17 protein-coding genes and 1 tRNA gene are annotated in these 24,396 nt (G+C 75.4%); 13 read left to right on the top strand and 5 right to left on the bottom strand.

Going from position 1 to position 24,396, the window contains the following annotated elements; all coding sequences use genetic code 11:
- Positions 1–10: 10 nt before the first annotated feature.
- The 7 genes from OHS17_RS06460 to OHS17_RS06430 are packed head-to-tail and all read left to right on the top strand — an operon-like array spanning position 11 to position 11,325.
- On the top strand, positions 11–1,192 hold the full coding sequence (locus tag OHS17_RS06460) for a hypothetical protein (protein ID WP_330311391.1): 1,182 nt from the start codon (positions 11–13) through the stop codon (positions 1,190–1,192).
- Positions 1,189–3,819 (top strand): hypothetical protein, encoded by a 2,631-nt coding sequence (locus tag OHS17_RS06455; protein WP_330311390.1) that lies wholly within the window; start codon positions 1,189–1,191, stop codon positions 3,817–3,819. Before OHS17_RS06460 ends, OHS17_RS06455 begins: the two co-directional genes overlap by 4 nt.
- Entirely contained in the window at positions 3,816–5,141 is a 1,326-nt protein-coding gene (locus OHS17_RS06450) for a hypothetical protein (protein WP_330311389.1), read from the top strand. Before OHS17_RS06455 ends, OHS17_RS06450 begins: the two co-directional genes overlap by 4 nt.
- Complete coding sequence (locus OHS17_RS06445) at positions 5,138–6,694, top strand: vWA domain-containing protein (protein WP_330311388.1); 1,557 nt, start codon at positions 5,138–5,140, stop codon at positions 6,692–6,694. The genes OHS17_RS06450 and OHS17_RS06445 overlap by 4 nt, the downstream gene beginning before the upstream one ends.
- Positions 6,691–7,350, top strand: coding sequence for a 4Fe-4S single cluster domain-containing protein (locus tag OHS17_RS06440; protein ID WP_330311387.1), 660 nt, complete (start codon positions 6,691–6,693; stop codon positions 7,348–7,350). Before OHS17_RS06445 ends, OHS17_RS06440 begins: the two co-directional genes overlap by 4 nt.
- Entirely contained in the window at positions 7,340–8,728 is a 1,389-nt protein-coding gene (locus OHS17_RS06435) for a hypothetical protein (protein ID WP_330311386.1), read from the top strand. Before OHS17_RS06440 ends, OHS17_RS06435 begins: the two co-directional genes overlap by 11 nt.
- Positions 8,725–11,325, top strand: a complete 2,601-nt coding sequence (locus OHS17_RS06430; RefSeq protein ID WP_330311385.1) for an AAA family ATPase — start codon at positions 8,725–8,727, stop codon at positions 11,323–11,325. Before OHS17_RS06435 ends, OHS17_RS06430 begins: the two co-directional genes overlap by 4 nt.
- A 17-nt stretch (positions 11,326–11,342) precedes the next feature.
- On the opposite strand, the gene OHS17_RS06425 is transcribed toward OHS17_RS06430, so the two are convergent.
- Positions 11,343–12,335 carry a hypothetical protein gene (locus OHS17_RS06425; RefSeq protein ID WP_330311384.1) on the bottom strand — a complete coding sequence of 331 codons (993 nt, stop codon included), beginning with the start codon at positions 12,333–12,335 and terminating at the stop codon, positions 11,343–11,345.
- 120 nt (positions 12,336–12,455) lie between these two features.
- On the opposite strand from OHS17_RS06425, the gene OHS17_RS06420 reads away from it, so the two are divergent.
- Complete coding sequence (locus OHS17_RS06420) at positions 12,456–12,776, top strand: CU044_2847 family protein (RefSeq protein WP_018103703.1); 321 nt, start codon at positions 12,456–12,458, stop codon at positions 12,774–12,776.
- Positions 12,777–12,782: 6 nt separating this feature from the next.
- Positions 12,783–17,195 carry a tetratricopeptide repeat protein gene (locus OHS17_RS06415; protein ID WP_330311383.1) on the top strand — a complete coding sequence of 1,471 codons (4,413 nt, stop codon included), beginning with the start codon at positions 12,783–12,785 and terminating at the stop codon, positions 17,193–17,195.
- A 19-nt stretch (positions 17,196–17,214) separates the two neighbouring features.
- Here the strand turns inward: OHS17_RS06415 and OHS17_RS06410 are convergent.
- Positions 17,215–17,302 (bottom strand) — tRNA-Leu (locus OHS17_RS06410).
- Between the two features lie 158 nt (positions 17,303–17,460).
- Between OHS17_RS06410 and OHS17_RS06405 the strand changes: the two genes are divergently transcribed.
- The 3 genes from OHS17_RS06405 (at position 17,461) to OHS17_RS06395 (ending at position 20,067) form a co-directional block, all read left to right on the top strand.
- Positions 17,461–18,795 carry a M20/M25/M40 family metallo-hydrolase gene (locus OHS17_RS06405; protein WP_018103705.1) on the top strand — a complete coding sequence of 445 codons (1,335 nt, stop codon included), beginning with the start codon at positions 17,461–17,463 and terminating at the stop codon, positions 18,793–18,795.
- Positions 18,796–18,939: 144 nt separating this feature from the next.
- Positions 18,940–19,173 carry a chaplin ChpH gene (chpH, locus tag OHS17_RS06400; protein ID WP_018103706.1) on the top strand — a complete coding sequence of 78 codons (234 nt, stop codon included), beginning with the start codon at positions 18,940–18,942 and terminating at the stop codon, positions 19,171–19,173.
- A gap of 135 nt (positions 19,174–19,308) precedes the next feature.
- Positions 19,309–20,067, top strand: a complete 759-nt coding sequence (locus OHS17_RS06395; RefSeq protein ID WP_330311382.1) for a chaplin — start codon at positions 19,309–19,311, stop codon at positions 20,065–20,067.
- Positions 20,068–20,167: 100 nt separating this feature from the next.
- Here the strand turns inward: OHS17_RS06395 and OHS17_RS06390 are convergent, their stop codons facing one another.
- Positions 20,168–20,356 (bottom strand): DUF5703 family protein, encoded by a 189-nt coding sequence (locus OHS17_RS06390; RefSeq protein WP_018103708.1) that lies wholly within the window; start codon positions 20,354–20,356, stop codon positions 20,168–20,170.
- 47 nt (positions 20,357–20,403) lie between these two features.
- On the opposite strand from OHS17_RS06390, the gene OHS17_RS06385 reads away from it, so the two are divergent.
- On the top strand, positions 20,404–21,063 hold the full coding sequence (locus OHS17_RS06385; RefSeq protein WP_018103709.1) for a hypothetical protein: 660 nt from the start codon (positions 20,404–20,406) through the stop codon (positions 21,061–21,063).
- 85 nt (positions 21,064–21,148) lie between these two features.
- On the opposite strand, the gene OHS17_RS06380 is transcribed toward OHS17_RS06385, so the two are convergent.
- Together OHS17_RS06380 and OHS17_RS06375 are read right to left on the bottom strand one after the other, a co-directional pair.
- Positions 21,149–23,374 (bottom strand): helix-hairpin-helix domain-containing protein, encoded by a 2,226-nt coding sequence (locus tag OHS17_RS06380; protein ID WP_330311381.1) that lies wholly within the window; start codon positions 23,372–23,374, stop codon positions 21,149–21,151.
- On the bottom strand, positions 23,371–24,354 hold the full coding sequence (locus OHS17_RS06375; protein WP_073864461.1) for an aldo/keto reductase: 984 nt from the start codon (positions 24,352–24,354) through the stop codon (positions 23,371–23,373). The genes OHS17_RS06380 and OHS17_RS06375 overlap by 4 nt, the downstream gene beginning before the upstream one ends.
- Positions 24,355–24,396 lie beyond the last annotated feature (42 nt).

The raw sequence follows: 24,396 nt of genomic DNA, 5'->3' as shown, positions 1-24,396 counted from the left end.
GGAGAGACACATGACCGATCCGTACTACGACCCCAACGAGCCCCCCGAGGACGCCGTCGGGCCCTCCGAGCCGCCGGGTCACACCGCCTCGTCCTCCGACCCCGACGCCACCACCGCCCCCTGGGGCAGCCTGCCGCCGCAGCCCGACCCCACCGCCGCGTACGGGCCGGAGCCCTCCTCGTACCCCTCGGCCGACGGGCATCTCGACCCCCTGCCGATCCCGGTCGCCCCCACCGGCGTGGAGAACCCGGCGGCCGACCGCGTCCGCATCGGGCTGTGGGGGGCGCCCCGCTCCGGCAAGACGACCTACCTCGCCTCGATGGCCATCGCGGCGATGCAGCAGCAGCGCCACAGCCGCTCCAACTGGGTCATCGGCGGAATGAACCCCGAGTCCATCGAATTCCTCAACGACGGCGTCACCCAGCTGGCGATCCAGCGCCGGTTCCCGGACGCGACCGTGGGCCTCCAGCCGCTGTCCTGGTCCTTCCAGGGCGACGAGCCGACGGCGGGGCCGTTCCGGAGGAACAAGGAGACCGGTTTCATCCTGGAGGTCCAGGACGTCACCGGTGAGGCGTTCCGGGGCGACGAGGCCAACGCCCTGCGGCCCAGGGTCCTCGACCAGCTGGCCCGCTCCCAGGGGCTGATCTACCTCTTCGACCCGCTGCTCGACAGCCAGCGGGCCGGGGAAGGGCTCAACTTCCTCTACTCGATGCTCACCGAGCTCAACGCCCGGGTCCGGGACGCCGGGAAGCTCCACCGCAACCGGCTGCCCCACCATGTGTCGGTCTGCATCACCAAGTTCGACAACCCCGAGGTGTTCCGCCCGGCGGTGGAGGCGGGCTGGGTGACGCAGAGCCAGGAGGGCAACCGGCTGCCGCGCGTCCCCGACGACCAGGCGGCCCGCTTCTTCCAGTGGATGTGCGACGACGTACGCGGCGCCAGCGCCCGCCTGGTGCGCGACGGACTGGCCAACTTCTTCCACCCGACGCGCATCTCGTACTACGCGACCTCCGCCATCGGCTTCCGGCTCAACCCGCAGAACGTCTTCGACTACCGCAACTACCTGAACGTCGAGGTCGTGGAGGGCGTCCGCCGCATCTGCACCTCGCCCGTGCCCATCAACGTGCTGGAACCGCTGATCGACCTCGAAAAGCGCATCCGGTCCGGCGGCTCGAAGCTGTGGCAGCGGTGAGCGAGAGCCCGGGCGCGGTCCCGCTGCCCGCCGACTGGGCCGTGCTGGGCAAGCGGGCGGGCCGTTCCATGGGATACGAGGTGCTGGACGGCAGCCTCCCCAAGGACCGGGCCCAGCGCTACCTGTGGACCGCCACCACCGGCACCCCGGACGGCCGCGACCCGGACGGCGAACTGCCCTGGCGGGTCTTCCTCTCCACCGCCGACGGCGAGGACCGGCCGGTCTGCGCCGTGGTCGACACCACCTGGGACGGCTCCAAGGACGGCACCGGCACGGCCAGTTACACCTGGCGGCTGCTGCTCACCGAATGGCGGCCGGCCGCCCGGGCCGGGGTGACCTGGACCTCCCTCGACCGGGCCGCCGCCCGCACCGAGACCCCGCCCGGTGCCGAGGCCGTCCTGCACGCCGAGCGCACCCCCGCCTCCGAACTCGCCGACACCATCGACCGGCTGGGCTTCGACTGGGCCGCCGGAGCGGCCGCCCTCCTCCTCGACGGCCGGCACCTCGTCATCACCGCCCCGCGCGGCGGCACCCTCCCCGGCATCGACGAACGGGTCCGGGTCCTCGACGCCGTCTGCGCGCTGCTGCCGTACGGCTGCCGGACCTGGCTCAGCGGCGCCACCTGGGCCGGGAAGACCGAGCACGCCCTGCGGCTGGTGTTCGCCGGGTCCGCGCGCAGCGGGCAGCTGGAGATCCCGCTCGCCACCGGCCGGGCCCCGTCCCCCGGCGGCGACATCGCCCGCACCTACCTGGCCGAGCTCTCCCGGGTCCGCGCCAAGCGGGAGTCCACCGCCGACGTCGTCGCCCACCTGCTCGCCGCCACCGCCCCCGTCCCGCTGCGCGAGGGCGCCGACGCCGTCCGCGTCCTGCGTGAACTGGACCTCCTCGACTCCGTCCTGGAAGCCGTCCGGCAGGGCAGGGGCCAGACCGAGGAGATCGGGCGGCTGCTCGCCCTGCACACCCTGGACACCGTGGACGAGCGAGGGCAGCGGGAGCTGGTCTCCTTCCTCGCCCGCACCGCCGTGCGCCCCGACGACGGCGCCGCCTCCGCGCTCCTCGCCCGCCACTGGACCCCGCGGGTCCCGGACCTGCTCGCCGCGGACGTCCTCGCCCAGCCGGCGTCCAAGGAGACCTTCGCGCTGGCCAGGAAGTACCTGAGCCTGACGCACGCCCTGGAAGGGGCCGGCCGCACCGGCGCGTTCGGCCGCCTCCTCACCGCGCTGGCGACCGCCCCCGGCTACGACCCCGTCTGGGCCGGACAGCTCGCCTACATGGCGGAACGGGAGTACGGCTACCACACCGACGCCACCGACCGGGTCCTGCTGGCCTCACCGGAGGCCGGACTCGCCTGGGTGCGCGGCCTGTTCACCAACCACGCCCGCGACATGCGGCCCCTGGAACGGCTGCTGGCTCCCGCGGCCGCCTCCGGCGCGGGCCCGGTCCCCGGCTGGCTGCGCTTCGCCGGTGCGCTCACCGGCCGTCACGCGGCCGCCACCGAGGCCGACGCCACCGCGTTCGTCGGGGACAACGAGGAAGCCTGGCGCATCGCCCTGGAGACCGCCCGCGACCACGTGCAGCCGGGCGTCATCAGCCCGCTGTGGCCCGTCCTGCGCGACGTCGTGCGGGGCGGCAGGCGGGCCGAACTCCTCACGCTGCTCGACGATCTGGCCCGCCCCGGAGACCCCGGGCTCCCACCGGACGCCGCCGCCGACGCGGACCTGCTGTGGCTCACCGGCCGGGCGGCGGACCCCGGATCGCGCCCGGCGGCCGCGCTGCCCCGGCTGCGCGGCCTCACCGACGGGCCCCCCGCCCTGGACCGGTACGCCGACACGCTCGTGGCCCGCACCGACGGCGACCCCGCCCTGCGGGACGACGCGATCGCGGCGCTCCTCGGGGACCGGCCGGACCCGGTGCACGGCTGGCCCGTCCTCACCCGGTGGATGAGACAGCGGCCCAGCATCGAGACCACCGTGGGCGAGGGCCTGTCCCGGCGGCTGATGGCCGCGGACTACGCCCACTGGCTCGATCTCGACCTCCCCGCCGACCTGGTCGAGGGCCTGGAACGCTCCGGGCTCGGCTGGCTCCGGGCTGTCCGGCGGCTGCGGCTGGCCGTCAACGCCCGGGCGGAGCTGGACGAACTGGCCAGGATCATCATCAGCGGCTGCCCGCACCGCTCGGTCACCGGCCGCCTCCTGGACGAGGTCGCCGCACTCGTCGGCGAGCACGGCTCCGCGTTCGGCTACGCGCTCACCACGGAACTCGACCGGCAGCAGCCCGGCATCGGCCTCGCCGTGTACGAGGGACTGGGCCGGGACGCCCGGTACGGCGAGCTGTGCGCCCGGCTCGTCCGCTACAGCAACCACGAGGAGGTCCGCCACCGCCGGATCATCGGCGCCCTCAGCACCCCCGCGCACACCGTCCCGCCCGCGGGCCCGTACCAGCACCGCCCCTACCCGCCCGCCGCCCCGCCGTCCGGCCCCCAGCCGCAGACCCCCGCCCCCGGCGGCCCCCGGGGCACCCCGCCCCCGAGGCCCGACGGCCACCCCGCCTACCCGCCCGCCTCCGCGTACCAGGAGGAGCGCCCGTCCCGGTGGGGCTTCCGGTTCAAGAAACGGGGGGACGGATGACGGCGCTCGCGATCGACGCCGGATCGCGGTACGTGCGCCTCGCCCGCGTCGCACCCGGCGGCGGCCCCGAGCCGGTCGGCCTGCCGGGCGCGGTGCCCGGCGAGGGCCTGCCCGTGCCCGAAGCGGCGCGCGGCGACCGGGCCGCCGCCCTGCGCACCGCGTACGACGCCTACCTCCGGCACCACGACGCCCCGGCCCGGCTGCTCGTCGTCGTCCCGCAGCACGACCGGGCCGGCCACGCGCGCCGCGCCGCCGACGCCCTCACCACCCCGCCCGCCCGGGGACCGGCCCCCGACGTGCGCACCCTCACCACCCCGCACGCGGTGCTCGCCCTGCTCCGGCACACCGGCCCCCTCGCGCCCGGCCGGTACGCGGTGTGCGACCTCGGCGCGGCCGCCGCCGAGGTGTCCGTGTGCGTCGTGACACCCGGCGCGGTGGCCGTCGCCGCCGCCTCCCGGCACGCCCCCGACGACGGCTACGGCGACGGCTTCGACGCGGCCCTCCTCACCCGGTCCGGGCTCACCCCCGACGACGACACCCGCAGCGCCCTGGCCGCCGTCCGGGCCGAGCCGGGCGCCGCCCGTCGCCTCGCCCTCGTCCTGGACCGGGCCACCCGCGACCCCGCCCGCTTCGAGACCACCGCCGTCCACCACGTCGAGGGCCGCCCCGTCACCGCGGGCACGGTCCGCGCCGCGCTGCCGCTGCTCACCGACGGCCTCGACCGGACGCTCGCCGAGGCGCTGGGCGGCCCCGGCCGGACCGCCCCGCTCGCCCTGTCCGGCGGCGTCGCCCGCTTCGGCCCCCTCCGCCCCCATCTGGACGCCGCGGGGCTGCCGCTCACCGCGCTCCCCGACGGCACCGACCCGGCCCACGCGGCCGTCCTCGGCGCCGCGCTCGTCGCCGCGGGGCGGGTCGACCCGGCCGACCGCTACCCGTACGAGCTGTGGATCGGCGCCCATCGCACCGAGGCCGGGCGCCCCGCGGACCGGGAGCTGCTGATCAGCGCCGCCGGAACGCTGGAACCCGGCGGACCGCCCGTCTACGCCGAGGACGGCGGGCGGCGCGTCGGCGTCCGCACCGCGCCCGGCCGCCCGGTGCGGGTCCGGGTGACCGACCCCGCGAGCGGCGCGGGCACACCCCTCGGCCCCCTCACCCTGCCCGGCGGCGGCGAGACGGACCGCTTCCACGTGGGAGTCCGGCTCGCCGTCGACGGGACGGCGGCCCTGGTCCTGCACCCCCTCGGCGCCGGACCGCCCGGAGCGTTCCCGCTGGGCACCCTGCCGGCCGACATCGGCACCGACACCAAGGAAGTGGGCCCGTGAACCACACCGCCCCCGCGCGGTCGCTCCGGCGCTGCGCCGCGCTGCTCACCGCCGCGCTCCTCGCCGCGCTCCCGGCCGCCCCCGCACAGGCCGCGCCCGCCGCCCCGGACCCCACCCGCGCCGAGATATACCGGGCGCTCCAACTCGAACAGGAACCCGCCGACTACGCGATCCTCGTGGACACCTCCGGCTCCATGACCCAGGAGGGCCGGTACGACACCGTCCGCGCGACGCTGCGCCCCTTCCTGGACGGGCTCACCCCCGAGGACCACGTCGCGCTGTTCACGTTCGACTCCCGCACCGAGGCGCGGTACGTGGGTCCGGCCGGCGACACCTCGAAGATCATCGCCGCGCTCCCGGCCACCCCCACCAAGGACGGCGACACCGACATCGGCGCCGCACTGGACGCCGCCCTGAAGGAGGTGGCCCGCGACGACGCGTCCCCGGTCGCCTCGGTCGTCCTGCTCACCGACGGCGAGCACCGCCCCGCCGCCCACTCCCGCTACCCCAAGGCGTCCGGCCCCGCCTGGGACGCGCTCACCAAGCGGGCCAAGGCGGTCGCCGGACGCACCGAACTCGCCGGATACGCCATCCCCCTCGGCGGCGGCGCGACCGGCGCGGGCCTCCTCGCGAACGTCGTCCCCGACACCACCGTCCTGCGCCCCGACGGCATCCAGGACCTCGGCGCCTACCTCGCCCGGGCCGGCGACCGCACCCGGGCCCGCAAGGCCGCGCGGCTCCTCGCCCCCGACATCGGCAAGGGCGTCACCGCCACCTGGCAGGACGACGACGCGCCCGACCTCGGCGACGGCTCCGCCACCAAGAAGCTCACCCTGCGCTCGGCCACCGCCCACGTCCCCCTCACCGTCACCGGGCTGCGCGCCACCGTCACCGGCCCGGACCTGACCGTCGGCGGACTGCCCGGCCGGCTCGCCCTGGAACCGGGCGAGTCGAAGACGTTCACCCTCCGGCTGCACGGCCGGCTCTCCGGCGGCGCCCTGCCCTACCGCCGCACCGAGAACGCCACGGCCACCCTCCACCTGGCGGGCAGAGTCACCTCCAGCTGGCAGCGGCCCCTCGCCCCCGACATCCAGCTCCGGACCCCGGCGGCGATACGCGTCCAGCGGACGGACCTGCCACTGCGGGCCGACGTGGGCTCCGCCGTCTTCCTGCCCGCCCTGGCCGCCGGGCTCCTCGTCCTCGTCCTCGCCGGATGGCTGATCTGGCGGCGGGTCAACCGGCCCCCGCTGCGGGGCGTGCTCCTGCTGGCCACCCCCTTCGGCGGCCCGCTGCCCGAACGCATCGAACTGCGCGGCCGCCGGATGGCGCTGCGCCCCGCGTCGGCCGGCGGCCGGGGCACCGTGCACGGCAGGCGCAGGTCCACCCGCGAGGGCCCCCGCACCGACCTGCGCATCCGGTTCTCGCCGGACGGCACCGCAGCCCGCGAGAGCGGCGCGGTCTGCGCACCCGGCGCCGAAGTCGTCGTCAGCGGGGTCTCCTTCACCTACCTGGACGGGCCCGGCCACGCCCCCGCCCCCGGATGGCCCGGATGACCGGCACCGCCCTCAACGTGGCCGCCACCCGCGTCGGCACCGAGGCGCTCGGACCCGGCGTGCGCTCCGCGCTCTGGGTCCAGGGCTGCCCGTTCAGCTGCGCCGGCTGCATGGCCCCCGACTGGATCCCCTTCCGGCCCGCCCGGCAGGCCGCACCGGCGGAGCTGGCCCGGGAGCTGCTGGCCGACGCCCGGGTGACCGGACTGACCTTCTCCGGCGGCGAACCGATGGCCCAGGCGGCCGGCCTCGCCGAAGTGGCCCGGCTGGCCCGGGAGATCCGCGACCTGACGCTGATCTGCTTCACCGGCCACCGGCTCGAACGGCTCCGCGCCCGGCCCCCGGGACCCGGCGTCGCCGCGCTCCTGGCGGAAGTGGACGTCCTGGTCGACGGCGTGTACGTGGCCGCCCTGGACGACGGACGCGGGCTGCGCGGCAGCACCAACCAGCGCGTCCACCACCTCACGGGACGCCTCGCGGACACGGGGTACGACTTCGAGCACCGCACCCGGTCCGCCGAGATCGCCGTCAACGGCCCGGAGGCGCTGCTCATCGGCGTACCGCCGCCCGGCCTGCTGGACGCCTTCGACCTCGCGGTCGACGCGGTCCGCACCCGTACCACGACCCCCGTGAGAGGACAGGAACACGATGAGCGGTAGGAAGCGCATCCAGGTCGACGAGTCCGAGTGGTACCGCATCCAGCGCAAGGCCCAGCAGCTCAAGGACGTCCAGCGCAACATCCCCGACCTCATCGAGGAGGTCCGCCGCAGGACCGGCGAGGACCTGGAACGGGTCTTCTCACAGGTCGAGGAGCGCCAGCAGCGGCACGACGCGGTCGTCCAGGGCCTCAGCGAGCAGACCCGCCGCCTTGAGGCCGACACCGCGCGCCGGCTCCGCGAGCAGGCCGCCGAGGTGCGCGGGGCGCTCGCCGCGTCCGCCGGGCAGATCCGCGAGGAGACCCGGCAGCGCCTCGCCGACCAGCAGGAACGGACCCGCCGCGCCCTCGCGGACGAACGCGCCGAACGCCGGGCCGAGACCGCCCGGCTGGCCCGGGAGATCGGCGCGCACACCGAGGACCGGGCCCGCGCGGACCGCACGGCACGCAGCTGGCTCGCCGACGCCCGCGCCCTGGCCGCCGACCTCACCGAGGCCGGGCTCCACGAGCGCTACGCACCGGGCGAGCTGGACCGCCTCACCGGCCGGCTCGCCACCGCCGAACAGAACGCCGCCGAGGGCAGGTTCGACGCCGCCCTGGCCCTCGTCCAGGAGATCTGCCACTCCCTGAGCGAGCTGCGCGCCGACACCGAACAGCGCGAACTGGAGCGCTGCACCGCCCAGATGGCCGCCATCGACGCCCTGGCCACCGTCTCCGGCGCGATCGAGGGCAGCCGGGTACAGCCCGTCACCGGACCCGACGGCGCCGTCCTGCCCGACTACACCGTGGACGTGGCCTACTGGTCCGAAGGTGACTGGGACCGGCTGCGCACCGAGGCGGCCGAGACCCTGGCCCGTGCCCGCGACGACGCCACGGGCACCGACGAACTCCTCGGCCTGCGCGACCGCGAGGCGCCCCGGCTGGAGGACGAGCTCGGCGACACCGTGGGACGCGCGACCATGCGCCACCTCGCCTCGCAGCTCCGGGTCAACCTGGCCGACACCGTGGCCCACAGCCTGAGCGAGCTCGCCTTCTACGACTTCGTGGACGGCGAGTACGAGAACGCCGACCCCCGGGGCTCGTACTACGCCAAGCTGCGCCACGAGAACGGCAACGAGATCGTCCTCGACATCTCGCAGGCCGCCCCCGACTCCGGCGAACAGGTCGTCCGGGTCCTCTCCTACGACTACGACACCACCTCAGAGGACCAGCTCCGCGACCGCGCCGAGGCCGTCCGCCGGGCCCTCGCCGAGGACGGCCGGGCCGCCCCGGCCGCCCCCGAGGCCGAACCCGGCAGCCCCGACCGGAGCTTCCTGGACATCGAGGGCCACCGGCAGCGCGGGGAGCAGGCCCGGCGGAGGGGGACGGGGAGCGGCGCATGACCCGGCTGAACAAGCCGCCCCACCCCGCAGGCGCCCCGGTCGTGGAACGCCTCGACCCGGCGGCCCTGCGCGGCGGTGAACCGTTCACCCTTCTCTACGGGCCCGGCGCGGGCGACGTCTTCGTGGACACCGCCCACCAGGTCTGCCGCCTGGAGGAGGCGCTGTGGCGGCTGCTGCGCGCCGAGGGCTACGAGCGCATCGTCTTCAGCTCCACCGACCACCCCGTGTACTTCCGGGACACCGCATCCCGCGACCTGTCCCGCCCCGGCGGCCGCGCCCCCGGCCCCCGCACCGGCGGCGGCACCGGACGCCCCGTCATGCGTACGCCGGGCATGCGCGGCCCGATGGGCAACCTCCGGGTCACCGGCGCCGCGCCCCGCGAGAACAGCGCGCCGCTGCCCGCGCCCGGCCCCGCGCCGAGCCCCGCGCCCGGCGTCAGCGACCCGTTCGCCGTGATGACCCTGAAGGGCTACCTGACGCAGCGCCGGCACCGTACGGCCGTCGTCTTCGCGCACGCCGAGGCCAGCCTGCTCCACTACCGCGCCCAGCGCGAACTGGCCGGGGCCATGGACGCCTGGACCGACGACCACGGCAACGGCAACCTCTGGCTGATGGTCTTCCGCCAGTCCGGACTGGACGAGGTGGCCCGGTTCGTGGAGTCCTGCCACGCCTACCCGGTCCTGGAAGCCCTGACCCGGCGGCAGGCCGCCACCCCCGGCCGCCCCGGCACCGCCAGGATCGGCCACCCGCCCGCCGCCGAGGTCGGACGGCTCATCCACGCCGTACGGCTGCGCACCGGGCTGCGCATCGGGGACTGGCGGGCACTCGACTCCGTCGTCAAGGCGATGGGCAGCCACCCCCGCACCGCGCGCGCCTGGCAGGTGTGGCTGGAACAGCTGGCCGGGACCCCGGGCGCCGTCCTCGGCCCGGCGGCCGTGCGCGACGCCTTCCCCGGCGCCACACCGGGCGACCCCCGCAGCCCCTGGGACCGGCTGGCGGCCATGCCGGGGCTGGACGTCGTGCGGGACCGCTTCGAGCAGCTGCGGGCCGAGGTCGAGACGGCGGAGGCGCTGCGCGCGGGCGGCCGGGCCGGTGTCTTCGAACCGCCCTCCCTGCACCTCGCGTTCACCGGCAACCCGGGCACCGGCAAGACCACGGTGGCCCGGCTCGTCGGCGAGATCTACCGCGATCTCGGACTGCTTGAGCGGGGCCATCTGGTCGAGGCCAAGATGAGCGACCTGGTCTCCGGATACATCGGCCAGACGGCCGGGCTCACTGACGCCACCATCGACCGGGCCCTGGACGGGGTGCTGTTCATCGACGAGGCGTACGGACTGAGCGATCAGCGCGACGGATTCGGCCAGGAGGCCATCCAGACGCTCCTGACTCGCATGGAGAACGACCGGGGCCGCCTCGTCCTGGTCGTCGCCGGGTACCCCGACAAGATGACCGAGTTCCTGGACGCCAACCCCGGCCTGCGGAGCCGGGTCGCCGAGGACAACATCCTGCGCTTCCCCGACTACGAGCCGCCCGCCCTGCACGCCATCGCCCTCGGCCGGCTCCGCGAGCGCGGGGCCCGGCCCGCCCCCGAGACGGAGTCCCGGCTCCTGCGGATCGTCACCGAGATGCACCGCACCCGCGACGAGTCCTTCGGCAACGCCCGCGAGATGCGCACCCTCGCCGACGCCGTCTTCACTCGCTGGTCCCACCGGGTCCGCAGCCGGGTGGACGAACCCGTCGTCCCCGACGACCTGCCCGAGCGCTACCGGGACTACCTGGAACGCCCCGCGCCCGACCCCGCGCGGCTTCTCGCCGGGCTCGACGCGTACGTGGGCCTCGGCCCGGTCCGCGAGGTGCTGACCGGCCTCGCCCACCGGCAGCGGCTGCGCCAGGCGCACGGCACCGGCGAGCTGACACCCCCGCACCTGGTCTTCACCGGGCCGCCCGGGACCGGGAAGACCTCCGTCGCCCGGCTCGTCGGCACCCTCTTCCGCGACCTGGGCCTGCTGCGCAAGGGACACGTGGTGCAGGCAAGCCGGGCGACCCTGGTCGGCGCCTACCTCGGCGAGACCGCCCGGCTGGTCCGCCAAGCCGTGCAGGACGCCCTGGACGGGGTGCTGTTCATCGACGAGGCGTACAGCCTGGCCCACGACGTGCGCGGCGGCTACGGGCAGGAGGCGATCGACACCCTGGTCCTGGAGATGGAGCAGTGGCGCGGCCGCCTCACCGTGATCGTCGCCGGCTACCCCCGCGAGATGGACACCTTCCTCAACGCCAACTCCGGCCTGCCGTCCCGCTTCACCGAGTACGTCCCCTTCCCGCACTACGGTCCGGACGACCTCCTGGAGATCCTGAGCCGGATGGCCGAGGGCCAGGGCTACACCCTGCACCCCGAGGTCCCCCGCCACGCGGGGGAGTGGCTGGCCGCGACCCGCCGCGCCGACCCGTCCGGCTTCGGCAACGCCCGTACGGTCCGCAAACTCCTCGAACTCATGGAATCCCGCCTGGCCGCCCGCTTCGCCCGGGCTGGAGAGGGGGCCGAGCCCGGGTCCTTCAGCCAGTTCCTGCCGGAGGACGTACCGGCTCCGCCGCTCTGATCCGGGTGCACCGCCCGCTACGGAGTGCGGTGCACCACCGACTTCCCGCCCCGGTCCCGCGCGTCCCGTTCCGCCAGTACGCGCCCCAGCGCCTCGTCCGCCGCGCCCAGCCGCCGCTCCATCTCCTCCGTCGCCGCCGCCACCTCGGCCAGCGCCACCCGGTGCTCCGGCGCCACCACGCCCTCCGGTGCGCCCACGGGCGCCGCCAGCGCCCCCGCCAGATCGCGGTCCACCGCCGCGTACCGCCGCAGCGAGGCGACCCGGTCGCCCTGCGCCTCGCGGATGTGTTCGAGCCGGGCCTGCCGCTCCGCCAGGTCCGCCGCCGCGTCGCCGTGCACCCGCTCCTCCTCGGCCAGCGCGCGCTGCGCCTCCTCGGCCCGCTCCAGGACCTCCCGGGTGCGCGGGGCCAGCGCCGCGAGCCGGTCCTCCGAGAGCCGGACCAGTGCGTCGCTGCTGGTCCGCAGCGTCCCCTCGACCCCCGCGTCCCGGCCGCGCAACGCGGCCAGCCGCTCCGCGATGACCTCCTGCTGCTCCTGGAGCGCGTCCAGGGCGAGCACCAGCCGCTCCAGCCTCCGCAGCTCGTCCACCTGGCGGCGCAGCGCCTCGTGCTCGGCGAGCCGGTCCCGCAGCGCCTCCTCGGCGGCCGCCAGCTTCTCCAGCGCGGCGTGCGCGAGATCGGTCCGCTCGCGCTCCTCCCGGACCCGTTCGCGTACGGCGGCGAGCCGGCGCATCAGCTCCTCCGTACCGCCGCCGAACGCCTCGCCCGGCATCGCCGCCGCGAGCAGCCCCGGCAGCGCCCCGGCCAGTGCCCCGGACTCCATGAGCGCGTCCTCCAGCGCGAACAGCGCCTCCAGAGCCGGGGTGCCGCTCTGCCCGCCGTCGACCCGGCCCAGCGCCGCCCCCGCCCACCGGAACGCCAGGCCGAGGACCCGCAGCGCCACCTCCGCCTCCGGGCCGTCCGACCCGGCACCCGACAGCGCGGCGGTGATCTCCTCCGTGGCCTCGTACACGACCCTCTCCGTCCCCCGGGTGCACATCCGCACCATCATCACATCACTCGAAACGCCCGCGCGGGGTCCGTCCCGGCCGATACGATCGACGCACAACCCACTTGAACGCAGGGGGACTTCATGCCGGAAGTCGTGTCCTTCGAAGGGCCGGACGGCGCCTCGCTCCAGGTCGAGGTGCCGGACGACGCCCCCGGACTCGAACGCATCTCGCGCGACTCCGGCGAGGTCGTGCGCGCCGGGCGGCGGCTGGAGGACGCGCTCGCCCAGACCCGCCCCGCCCTCCGCTCCGTGATGGAGTCCGTGCGGGCGCTCGGCCCCGACGCGTACGAGATCGAGTTCGGGATGAAGTTCAACGCCGAGTCCGGCGTGGTGATCGCCAAGACCGCGATCGAGGGGCACTTCGCGGTCAAGGTCTCCTGGAACCGCCCCCAGGCGGACTGACCTCCGGTGCCGCCGGACTGGGAACGCCCGCCCTGGCTGGTCAGCGTACGCAGGACCGAGCACGGCGACCCGGTGGGCGCCGGATTCCTCGTCACCCCGCGCCACATCGTGACCTGCGCCCACGTCGTGGGCCCCGGCCGGGCTCCGGAGCCGCCCGCCCGGCCCGTCTTCGTACGGTTCCAGCACGCCGCCCCGCACGACCCGCTGCCCGCGACGGTCGTCCCCGGCGGCTGGCACCCGGACACCGGCGACGGCACGGGTGACGTCGCCGTCCTCGAACTCGCCGCGCCCGCACCGCCCGAGGCCGTGCCCGCCCCGCTCCGCACCACCGATCCCGGCACCTGGGACCACCGCTTCCGCGCCTACGGCTACCCCGAGGAGCACAAGCGCCGGGGCGTCCCGGTCCGCGGCGAGATCATCGGCCACGCGGGCAGCGAGTGGATCCAGGTGGAGGCGGGCCCGCACACCGGCTGGGGCCTGGAGAAGGGGTTCTCGGGCGGCCCCGTCTGGGACGTCGACCGGCAGGGCGTCGTCGGCATGCTCGTCGCCCGTGACTCGGTGACCTCCGTCGACCGGCGCACCGCCTACGCGATCAAGGCGGAGGCCCTGGCCCGCTACTGGCCCGGACTCGGCCCCCTCGTCCGCGACATGACGACGACCGAGGTACGCGACCGCCTCGAGGCCCTGCTCTGGACCCCGCTCACCGAGGACGGCGGCATCCCGAGGGTGGCCGAGGTGGACCCGTACGACATCGGCGTTTGCCGCTCCAAGTACAGCGACCCGGACCGGGGCGGCTCCGCCCGCGCCCCCTACGTCCGCCGCAGCCCCCAGGACGACCGGCTCGCCGGACTCCTCACCGACCGCCGGTTCGTGCTCCTCGCCGGGCGCTCCAAGGCGGGCAAGTCCCGCACCCTGTACGAGGCGCTGGTCCGGGCCATGCCGGACGCCCGGCTCGTCGTGCCGCGCCCCGGCGACCCGGCCCGGCGGACGCTGGACGACCTCAGTCGGCTCAGCCTGCCCACCGGATCCGACCCGGTGGTGCTCTGGCTCGACGACCTGCACCGCTACCTCCACCCCGGCGGCCTCGACCTCCAGATCCTGGACCGGCTGGCCCGCAGGCGGCCCGCCGTGACGATCGTGGCGACCATCCCCGCCAAGCAGCGGGCCGCGCTGACCGCCATGGAGAGCGACGTCGGCCGCATCGCCCGCACCGTCATCGACAAGGCGAGCACCGTCGAACTGCCCACCCTGCTGGGCCCCCAGGACGCCGAGGCGGCGCGGGAGATGTACCCGGGCGAGGACTTCGCGGCCCGGGGCATCGGCGAACTCATGGTCGCGGCCCCCAGCCTGGAACGGCGGTTCGCCGACGGCGCCGAGAGCTGCCCGGCCGGCTGGGCCCTGGCCCGGGCCGCCGCCGACTGGATGCGCATGGGCGTCACCGGCCCGGTCCCGGACGACGTCCTGCGCGAGCTCTTCGCCGGTTACCTGGCCGAGCACCACCCCGCGCTCGACGCCGACGACGCCGCCTACCGCACCGCCCTGGCCTGGGCCCGCGAACCGGTCGCCGGCACGATCGCGCTCGTCCACCGCGCCCCCGGACCCGGCGGCTACACCGGCACCCCGTACCTGTCGGAGTACCTGGACAGCCGCGACGACGACCCGTCCGCCCCGGTCCCGTGGTTCGCCTGGAAGTACCTCGCCGACCGCCGCCCCGCCGCCGCACTCCTCCCCAGCGCCTACACCGCCCTCGTCCGGGGCGAGCCAGGGATCGCCGAACGGCTCCTGGAACGCATCGCGGACGGCACCGACGACCGCGACAGCGCCGCCTGGGCCGCCCTCATGCTCGGCGAGATGCACCTCTACCTCGCCGACTTCGACGCGGCCGCCCGGCTCCTGGAACGCGCCGCCGAATCCGCCGTGGACAGCGTCGTCCCGCTCGCCCAGGCCGTCCTGGCCGAACTGCTCATGATGTACGGGGACCGCGACCGCTCACGCCGGCTCCTGGAGAGCGCCGTCGCCGCCCGCGACCCCCAGCTCTCGCAGGTCGCCCAGGTCGGCCTGGCCACCCTGCTCTTCGCGGACGGCGAGGAGGAACGCGCCGAACGCATCCTGGAGGCGATCGTCGCGGCCGGCGACACCGAGGCCGCCCCGCTCGCCCAGGCCCGCCTGGTCAGCGTCCTCAGCGGCGCCGACGGCGACGCCGCCGGAGCGCGTACGGGACAGCGCCCCGGCAGCGGCCAGGGCAAGGGCACCATGCGCGCCGGTGGCACCCCGGCCGGGCGCACAGAACCCGTCGAGCAGCCCTGGTCGCTCTCCCGCGCGGTCGGCGAGTCCATGGCGGGCCAGGTCGCCTCGGTCGCCCAGGCCAGCCTCGGCTCCCTGCTGGCCGGCCAGGGCGACGTCGACCGCGCCGAGGAACTGCTGCGCTCCGCCCTGGCCGGCGGACGCGTCCACGCCGTGCCCCTGGCGCAGGTGGGCCTCGGCGAGCTGCTGATCGTCCGGGGCCGCAACGAGGAGGCGGAGGAGGTCCTGCGCGCCCTCATCGGCTCGGGCAACCCGCTCCTCATCCCGTACGCCAAGATCCTGCTCGCCGTCTCCCTGCGCCCGCGCGGGCTCATCGACCAGGGCATGGACCTGCTCCGCGAGGCCGCCGCCTCCGGCCACCCGGCCCAGGGCCCGCGCGCGCTCTGCGGCCTCGCCGAGTGGTACGCGAACGACGGCGACCTGACCGCCGCCGAGGAGTTCTTCGGGCGGGCCATCGCCACCGGCCACCCGGAGTGGGGCGGCATGGCCCGCGTCGAGCTGGCCCTGATGCTGGCCGGCAGCGGCGAGGACCTGGACCGGCCCGCCGCGCTGCTGGACACCGTCATCGAGGCCCGGCACCCCGGCCTCTCCCCGCTCGCCGCCGCCGCGCTCGGCGACCTCCTCGTCCGGGACGGCCGCATCGAGGACGCCGAGCGGGCGTACGGCCTCGCGGTCGCCTCCGGACACCGCGACTGGGCCCAGGTCGTCCGCATCGAACTCGCCCTGCTCCAGGCGGCCCGGGGCGACAGCGAAGGCACAGAGGCGGCCGCGGACCTCTTCACCGCGGTCATCGACTCCGGCCACCCCCACCAGGGGCCCCGCGCCGCCGACCTCCTCGGCGACCTCCTGGTGCGCGAGGGCCGCTTCGAGGACGCCGAGCACTCCTACCGCGCCGCCATCGACTCCGGCCACCCCCAGTGGTCGCTGATCGCCCGCATGGACCTGGCCGTCCTGCTCGCCGACCACGGCGACTTCGAGGAGGCCGAACGCCTGCTCCTGGTGGTCGCCGCCTCGGACGACCCGGGCGCCGAGGCCTGGGCGCGCGGCGTCCTCGGCGTCGTCCACCTCGGCAACGAGCGCCCGGAGGAGGGTCGAGAGCAGCTGCGGGCCGCCGCCGACGCCGACGTGGGGGCCGCCTCACAGTTCGCCCGCTTCCACCTCGCCAAGTGCCTGGCCGCCGACGGCGAGGACGAGGCCGCCGAGGCCCTGGTCCGCACGGTGGTCGACGGCGAACCCTCCCAGGTCACCGAGGTCGCCCGGGCCTGGCTCGCGGTCCGGCTGCTGCACCGCGACCCGGACGCCGCGCAGGCGCTCCTGGTGCGGGTGGAGGACTCCGGCGACGCGGAGGCCATCGTCGCCGGCTACCTCGGCGCCGGCGAATACCTGCTGGAGACCGGCGAGGTCCAGACGGCCGGCGAACTGCTCGAAGCGGCCCTGGAGCTGGCCGGCCCGGACTCCGCACCCCGGATCGGCGCCCTGCTCGGCACCGTACGGCGCTCGGTCAACGACCTGGACCGGGCCCGCGCACTCCTGACGGACGCCCTGGCCGCGGGCGACCCGGAGACCGAACCGCTCGCCCGTCGCTACCTCGGCAGCACCCTCTTCCGCCTGGGCCTGCTCCCCGAGGCGGAGGAGGTCCTGCTGCCGCTGGCCCGCTCCGACGACACCGAGCACCGCCCCCAGGCCCTGCTGCTGCTCGGCCGCGTCCTGGCGGCGGACAACCGCCCGGAGGAGGCGTACCCCTGGCTGGAAGCGGCCATCGAGTGCGCCGACGGCGACGCCGACACGGAGACCGGCGCCCGCCAGACGTACGCGGAACTGCTCCTCAGCGCGGGACAACGGGAGCGCGCCATGGAGATCTACCACCCCCTGGTGACGCTGGAGGAGGAGACGGTCATGGACGGCACCGCACCCCCGCCCCCCGACCGCCCGACGCTCACCCTGCCCGCCCCCACCCCTCCCGCACCCGCCCCGCACCCGCTTCCACCGGCGCTCCTGGCGCTGCTGGGCGATGTGGCGGACGCGGAGGGCGCCCACGAGGAGGCCGCGTTCTGGTACGGCCTGGCCGGCCGCGACGGAGAGGTCCGCACAACGACACAGGCCCACGATTCCTGAGGAATCGTGGGCCTGTGGCTGGTGTCCGAGGGGGGACTTGAACCCCCACGCCCGATAAAGGGCACTAGCACCTCAAGCTAGCGCGTCTGCCATTCCGCCACCCGGACAAGGTGTCTGTCTCGCGGGCCTGGCCCGTCTCGACGTGGAAAACCATAGCAAACATTGGAGGGTGCTCGATCACGCCCGGTTCCGTGGGGGCCTTGGGTGCGCGGGCCCGGCGATGGAGGATGGGAGGGAGCACCACAGCGACAGGGAAGGAACCAGCGTGAGCGAGAGCAATGCGGCCCGGAGCGGCTCGGGCGAGACCGCCGAGAACGAGGTCGTGGACCTCTGTCGTGACCTGATCCGGATCGACACCAGCAACTACGGCGACCACTCCGGGCCCGGCGAGCGGGCGGCCGCCGAGTACGTGGCCGAGAAGCTGGCCGAGGTCGGGCTCGAACCGAAGATCTTCGAGTCCCACAAGGGCCGCGCGTCGACCGTGGCGCGGATCGAGGGCGAGGACCCGTCCCGCCCGGCCCTGCTGATCCACGGCCACACCGACGTCGTCCCGGCCAACGCGCACGACTGGACGCACCACCCCTTCTCCGGGGAGATCGCGGACGGCTGCGTGTGGGGCCGGGGCGCGGTCGACATGAAGGACATGGACGCGATGACGCTGGCGGTGGTGCGCGAGCGCATGCGCAGCGGCCGCAAGCCCCCGCGCGACATCGTGCTCGCCTTCCTCGCGGACGAGGAGGCGGGCGGCACGTACGGCGCCCGCTACCTCGTGGACAAGCACCCCGACCTGTTCGAGGGCGTCAACGAGGCGATCGGCGAGGTCGGCGGCTTCTCGTTCACCGTCAACGAGAACCTGCGGCTGTACCTCGTGGAGACGGCGCAGAAGGGCATGCACTGGATGCGCCTGACCGTGGACGGCACGGCGGGCCACGGCTCCATGACCAACGACGACAACGCGATCACCGAGCTCTGCGAGGCGGTCGGCCGGCTCGGCCGGCACACCTGGCCGGTCCGGGTGACCAAGACCGTGCGGTCCTTCCTGGACGAGCTGTCGGACGCGCTCGGCACCCCGCTGGACCCGGAGGACATGGAGGCCACCCTCGCCAAGCTGGGGGGCATCGCCAAGATGGTCGGCGCCACCCTGCGCAACTCCGCCGCGCCCACCATGCTCGGCGCCGGCTACAAGGTCAACGTGATCCCCGGACAGGCCACCGCCCACGTCGACGGCCGCTTCCTGCCGGGGTACGAGCAGGAGTTCCTGGCCGACCTCGACCGCATCCTCGGCCCGCGCGTCCGGCGCGAGGACGTGCACGGAGACAAGGCGCTGGAGACCGACTTCGACGGCGCCCTCGTGGACGCCATGCAGACGGCGCTCAAGGCCGAGGACCCGATCGCCCGGGCCGTGCCGTACATGCTCTCCGGCGGCACGGACGCCAAGTCCTTCGACGACCTGGGCATCCGCTGCTTCGGCTTCGCCCCGCTGAAGCTCCCGCCGGAGCTCGACTTCGCGGGCATGTTCCACGGCGTGGACGAGCGCGTTCCGGTCGAGGGGCTGAAGTTCGGCGCCCGCGTTCTGGACCGGTTCATCGACCACAGCTGACCCGCGAGGGCGTAAATCGCCAGAATGTACGCCTCTCACCGGTACGAGTGAATGGGGCGTTTGCCTCGTAGCCCCGTTACTTCCTCCTCGTTACAGGGGGTGCGGTCCGCGGCTGGGACCGCGCTTTGGCAACTAGGAGGAATCATGATCAAGAAGATTGCCGCCGCCGCGGCTGTCACCAGTGGCCTCGTGCTCGCCGGCGCCGGCATGGCCGTCGCCGACTCGGGTGCCCAGGGTGCTGCCATCGGCAGCCCCGGCGTCATCTCGGGCAACGTCATCCAGGTTCCCGTCCACGTTCCCGTGAACGTGTGCGGCAACACGATCAACGTGATCGGGCTGCTGAACCCGGCCTTCGGCAACGTCTGCGTCAACGACTGACGTTGCGCGTCAACCCGTAAGGGTTTGAGCCCGCTCGGCCCCGGACCGCACTCCACGCGCTCCGGGGCCGTCGGGTCCTTTGCCTCCGCACGGTAGTCCGGGGGTACTCCGGAAGGTAGAAGGCAGGAAACACCTATGCGACAGGTCACGCGAAAAGGCCTGATCACCATGGCGGCCGCGGGTGGCGTTCTCGCCCTCGGCGGCGGCTACGCGCACGCCGACGCGGGAGCGGCCGGCGGCGCTTCGAATTCCCCGGGGGTGGTTTCAGGGAATTCGGTGCAGATTCCGGTCAGCGTGCCGGTGAACGTCTGCGGAAACTCCGTGGACGTCGTCGGGCTGCTCAACCCGACGTTCGGCAACACCTGCCGCAACGGCTCGGGCGGCGCGTCCGCCGGGCAGCACGACTCCGCGTCGGGCACGTCCGGCAACCACGCCGGGAACCGGGCCGTCGAGCGCGGCCAGGGGGCGAAGGGGGGAACCGGCAAGCACCGGGCCTCCGGTGACAACGGGGGCGGGGCAACCGCGGAGGGGTACACGCACGGATCACCCGGTCTGCTCTCGGGCAACCAGATCCAGGCGCCCATCGACATTCCCGTGAACGTCTGCGGCAACAGCATCGACGTCGTCGGCCTGCTGAACCCCGCGTTCGGCAACGAGTGCGAGAACGAGAGCACGCCGCCGGTCGACGTTCCGGAACCCCCGGTCCGCCACGTCACCCCGCCGACTCCCGAGCCGCACGTCCCGAACGTGCCGGAGCCGCAGACCGTGCCGGAGGCGCCGCAGCTCGCCCACACCGGAGCGGGCGGGCTCGACCTGCTCATTCCGGCGAGCGCGGGCATGCTGCTGGCCGGCGCGGGCACGGTGCTCTACCGCCGCGCGAAGGCCGCCGCCTGACGGCAGCGCCGCACCGGCGAGCACGCAGAGAAGGAAACGGGCCCCGCGATCGCGGGGCCCGTTTCGCGTGCTCGGACGTTCTGCGGCCGGTCCTTCCGGCTCACCATGTGGCCCGTAGCTGACGGATGATCCGGCGGCGCAGCCGCACGCGGCGGCTGCCGTCCCGGCGCAGCGTCAGACGGTCCAGCTCCCAGTGCCCGTACTCGGCATGGTCGGTCAACAGGCGGGCCGTGTCCTTCCGGGACACCCCGCGTGGCACGTACACATCGACAAATTCGTATTCCGGCATCGAATCCATTGTGCGGGCAAGGCCCCGGTACGGATAGCGTCTGCCCCATGTCTGATGCTGCGCAGCCCACCGCTGCCGAGGTACGCGCCGCCGCCGATGCGGTCAAAGCCGCGATCGACCACCACCTCGCGGCGGTCGAACGCCGGTCGGGGGACGATGATCCCGCTGTCTACGACGCGTTCAACGCACTGGCCGCCGCCGCCGAGGTCTACGACGAACTCCTCTACGACCGCCACGACGAGGTCACCCCGTTCGAGATCCCGGGGGAGCAGGACGCCCTGCCGCCCTACAACGGACCCGACGAGCCGCACGCCCTCAGCGTGCTGATCCGCCGCGACTACGCGGTGGTGGAACCCCAGCGGCTGCTGGCCCAGGCCCAGCGCCTCGCCGACGCCGACCCGGACGAGCGGGAGGACGCCGGGGCGGCGGTCGTCGGCACCAGCGTGCACGCGGCCCTCGGGGTGCTCTTCGGGGAGTACGAGGCGGACGAGATCGCCTCCCGGCACACGGAGTTCGGCCTGGAGGAGGGCGACTCCACGCTCTGGGTCGCGGCGGCGGACGAACTCCCCGAACCGGGGGAGTGGCTGGCCGCCCCGTTCGACGACGCCGACCCCGAGCTGGTGGTCTGCCGCTTCGACGTCAGCGCGGTCTTCGACGACGACGACCTCGACGACGAGGCGGAGGGCCCGGGGCACCCCGCCGGCTGACCAGCAGGACCGGAACCCCGCCAGGAACGACCGGAGGGCCCCCGCGGACGCGCCAGGCGTACGCGGGGGCCCTCCGGGCCGTTCTTCACCGCTCCACGGGCTCCTGGGCCCCCTGGGATGCCTCCAGCAGGGCCCGCAGGCGCGTGCTGCGCTCCTGGGCGGGCACCTCGGCCACCGCGCGCGGCAGGGCCTGGTCCACGCCATGCACCACGGAGAGGTGGCGCTCGCCCCGGCCGAACGCGGTGTAGACCCACGGCCGGCTCAGCCCGCGCGCCGCGTCGCCCGGCAGCACCACGACGGCCGCCGGCCACCGCATCCCGGCCGCCTGATGGGCACTGAGCGCCCACGCGTGGCGCACGGAGTCCGCCACCCGGTCCTGCGGTACGACGACGGGGGTCCCCGCACAGTCCAGGTGCAGCCCCTCCGCGTCGGCCGAGACGACCACGCCGGGCACCGTCCGCCCCGGCGCCGGGACATGGGCGACCCGGTCGCCCGGGTCGAACCCGCCGAAGCGGCCGGGGCCCGGGTTGAGCCGCTGCTTCAGGGCCTCGTTCAGCACCCGGGTGCCCGCGGCGCCGCCGTGGCCCACCGTGATGACCTGGGTGTCCTCGGACGGCACCCCGAGGGCGCGCGGCACCGAGTCGGCGACGAGCTGCACCGTGCGGTGGACCGCCTCGCCCGCGTCCCGGACCGGGACGATGACGACCTCCTTGCCCGGCGCCTCCACATGATTCAGCTCACCGATGCCGATGCCCGAGACCAGCTCGCCGACCGGGCCCGGGTCCGGGGTGCGGGAGGAGACGCGGGGGCAGGCGCGGGCGGCCAGCACATCGGCGAACACCTGCCCGGCGCCCGCCGAGCCGAGCACACCCGGGTCGCCGCTGAGGACCAGGCGGACGCCGTCGCCCAGGGACTCCACCAGCATCGCGCCGGTCTCCACGTCCAGCTGGGGCGCGTCCAGCACGACGAGCAGGTCGAGCGCGAGCGCCCCCTCCTCGTCCCGCCCCGGCCCCTCGGCGCCCGACAGCAGCCCGGCGAGGGTGACGGCCGCCTCCGGGTCGCCGGTGTCCTGGGCGAGCCGTCGGCGGCCGTCCACGCTGTGCGCGGCGCCCAGGGCGCGCAGGCCGAGCCCCCGGGCGGCGGCGATCAGGGCGGCCGGCTCGGCCCGGGCCGCCTCGCCGCCCGTGTGCGCGACGAGGCCGTGGGCGGCGGCCGCGCGGATCAGCTCGGCGGCCGACGGGGAGGGCGCGGCGGCCGCCGCCTCCGACCAGTCCGCCTCCTTGTCGCCCCCGTTGACCAGCCGGGCCAGTCCGTCGGCCAGGCTCTCCTCCGCCAGCGCGTACCGGTCGAGGCCGAGGAGCACGGGGCCCGGCGCGCCGGCCTCGGCCGCCTCCTCGTCGCCCTGCTCCTGGTCCTCCTGCTCCTCCGGGCCGTCCTGGAAGACCAGCACGACGCCCTCCGCGACGGCGTGCTGCACGGCCGCCTCGGGGTCGCTCACGCCCCGGCCGGCCAGCGCCTCGCGCACCCGGTCCGCGTCCAGCGCGGTGTGGCCCCGGAGCGCGGCCTGCTCCAGGACCCAGCCGGTCAGGGCGGCGGTGCGGCGCTCGTCGTCGGGCCCGCAGGCGGCGCCGAGCAGCGCCCGGGCGAAGCCGTCCGCCTGCTCGGGCCCGACGCCGGGCAGGGCCAGCAGCTGCCAGGGGTCCTCGCGCAGGAGCTCGGCCGCCCGGTCGCCGAGCAGCGCGGCGGCGGGCCCGCCCAGCGCGGCGGGGGCCCCTCCGGCGGACAGCACGGCCGCCACGGAGGCGACGCTCTCGGGCGAGGCGGCCCGGGGTGCGGGGGCCTGTTCCCGTACCGGGGCCGGGGCGGGGGCCGTCGTCCGGCGGGCGGGCGTCGGTGCGGGCGAGTCGTAGAACGCCGTGGCGGGCTTCTGCCCGCCCTCCACGGCCCGGACGGCCGCCAGCAGATCGGCGGCGGTTCCGCTCAGCTTCCCCCCGGCGTCGATGGGCCCGTCCTTCTCGGCCTTCCGCTTCTCGATCCGCTCCCGCAGCTCCCGCTGAGCGGCGATCTCGGCCTCGGCCTCGGAAAGCGCGGGGGCGCCTTCGGCGCCGGACTCCGGACCGGGGCCCCCGTCCGGCGCCTCGCCCGCTACGGCGCCTCCGTCGGCCGACGGCTCAGCCCTCTCGCCGGGCTCAGCGCGCGGCCCGTCGTGCGAGTCGTCGTGGTCCGGCGCCTCGCTCGCCGCGTCGGCGGCAGCCGTGTCGTCATCGGTGGCCGGGGAGCCGGGGGATTCGCCCCGGGGTAGCGCGGTCACAGCGTGCTCCAGTCCTGGTCGGGATAGCGGTGCACGGGCGCCGACACATCGTCCAGCGCCTGGCAGATCTCGTCAGGAAGACTAAGCGTCTCCACTGACAACGCCTCCGTCAGCTGCTGCGCGTTGCGCGCGCCGACGATCGGGGCCGCGACGCCGGGCCGGTCCCGGACCCAGGCCAGCGCGACCTGCGCCGGCGTGGTGGCCAGCCCGTCGGCGGCGGTCGACACCGCGTCCACGATCCGGCCCGCCGCCTCGTCCAGATACGGTTCCACGAAGGGGGCCAGCAGCTCGGACGCGCCGCGCGAGTCGGACGGGGTCCCCGTGCGGTACTTGCCCGTCAGCACGCCCCGGCCCAGTGGCGAGGAGGGCAGCAGGCCGACGCCGAGGTCGAGCGCGGCGGGCAGCACCTCGCGCTCCACGCCGCGCTGGAGCAGCGAGTACTCCATCTGCGTCGCCGCCAGCCGGGTCCGCGCCCCGGGCGCGGCGAGCTGCCAGGTGGCCGCCTTCGCGAGCTGCCAGCCGCAGAAACCGGACACCCCGGCATAGCGGGCGCGCCCGGAGGACACCGCGAGGTCCAGCGCCTGGAGCGTTTCCTCCAGCGGGGTGTCCGGGTCGAACGCGTGGAGCTGCCACAGGTCCACGTAATCCGTGCCGAGGCGGCTCAGTGAGGCGTCGAGGGCCGCCAGCAGGTGTCCGCGCGAGGCGTCGACCCTGCGGTACGGGTCGGCGACGCTGCCCGCCTTGGTCGCGATGACCAGGTCGCGCCTGGGCACCAGGCCGTCCACGAGCCGCCCGAGCAGATACTCGGCCTCGCCGCCGCCGTACACGTCGGCCGTGTCGACCAGCGTGCCGCCCGCCTCCCAGAACACCTTCAGCTGCTCGGCAGCGTCGTGCTCGTCGGTGTCCCGGCCCCAGGTGAGGGTGCCGAGCCCGATCCTGGACACACGAAGGCCGGTGCGGCCCAGATGCCTCTGCTCCATGGGCGCTGAGATTACAACCGGCGTGGGGCGGCCCCCTGCCGG

This window comes from Streptomyces sp. NBC_00523, assembly GCF_036346615.1.
Taxonomy (GTDB): Bacteria; Actinomycetota; Actinomycetes; order Streptomycetales; family Streptomycetaceae; genus Streptomyces.
The sequence above is the reverse complement of the archived record's forward strand: the minus strand, read 5'-3'. Positions and strand labels throughout refer to the sequence as shown.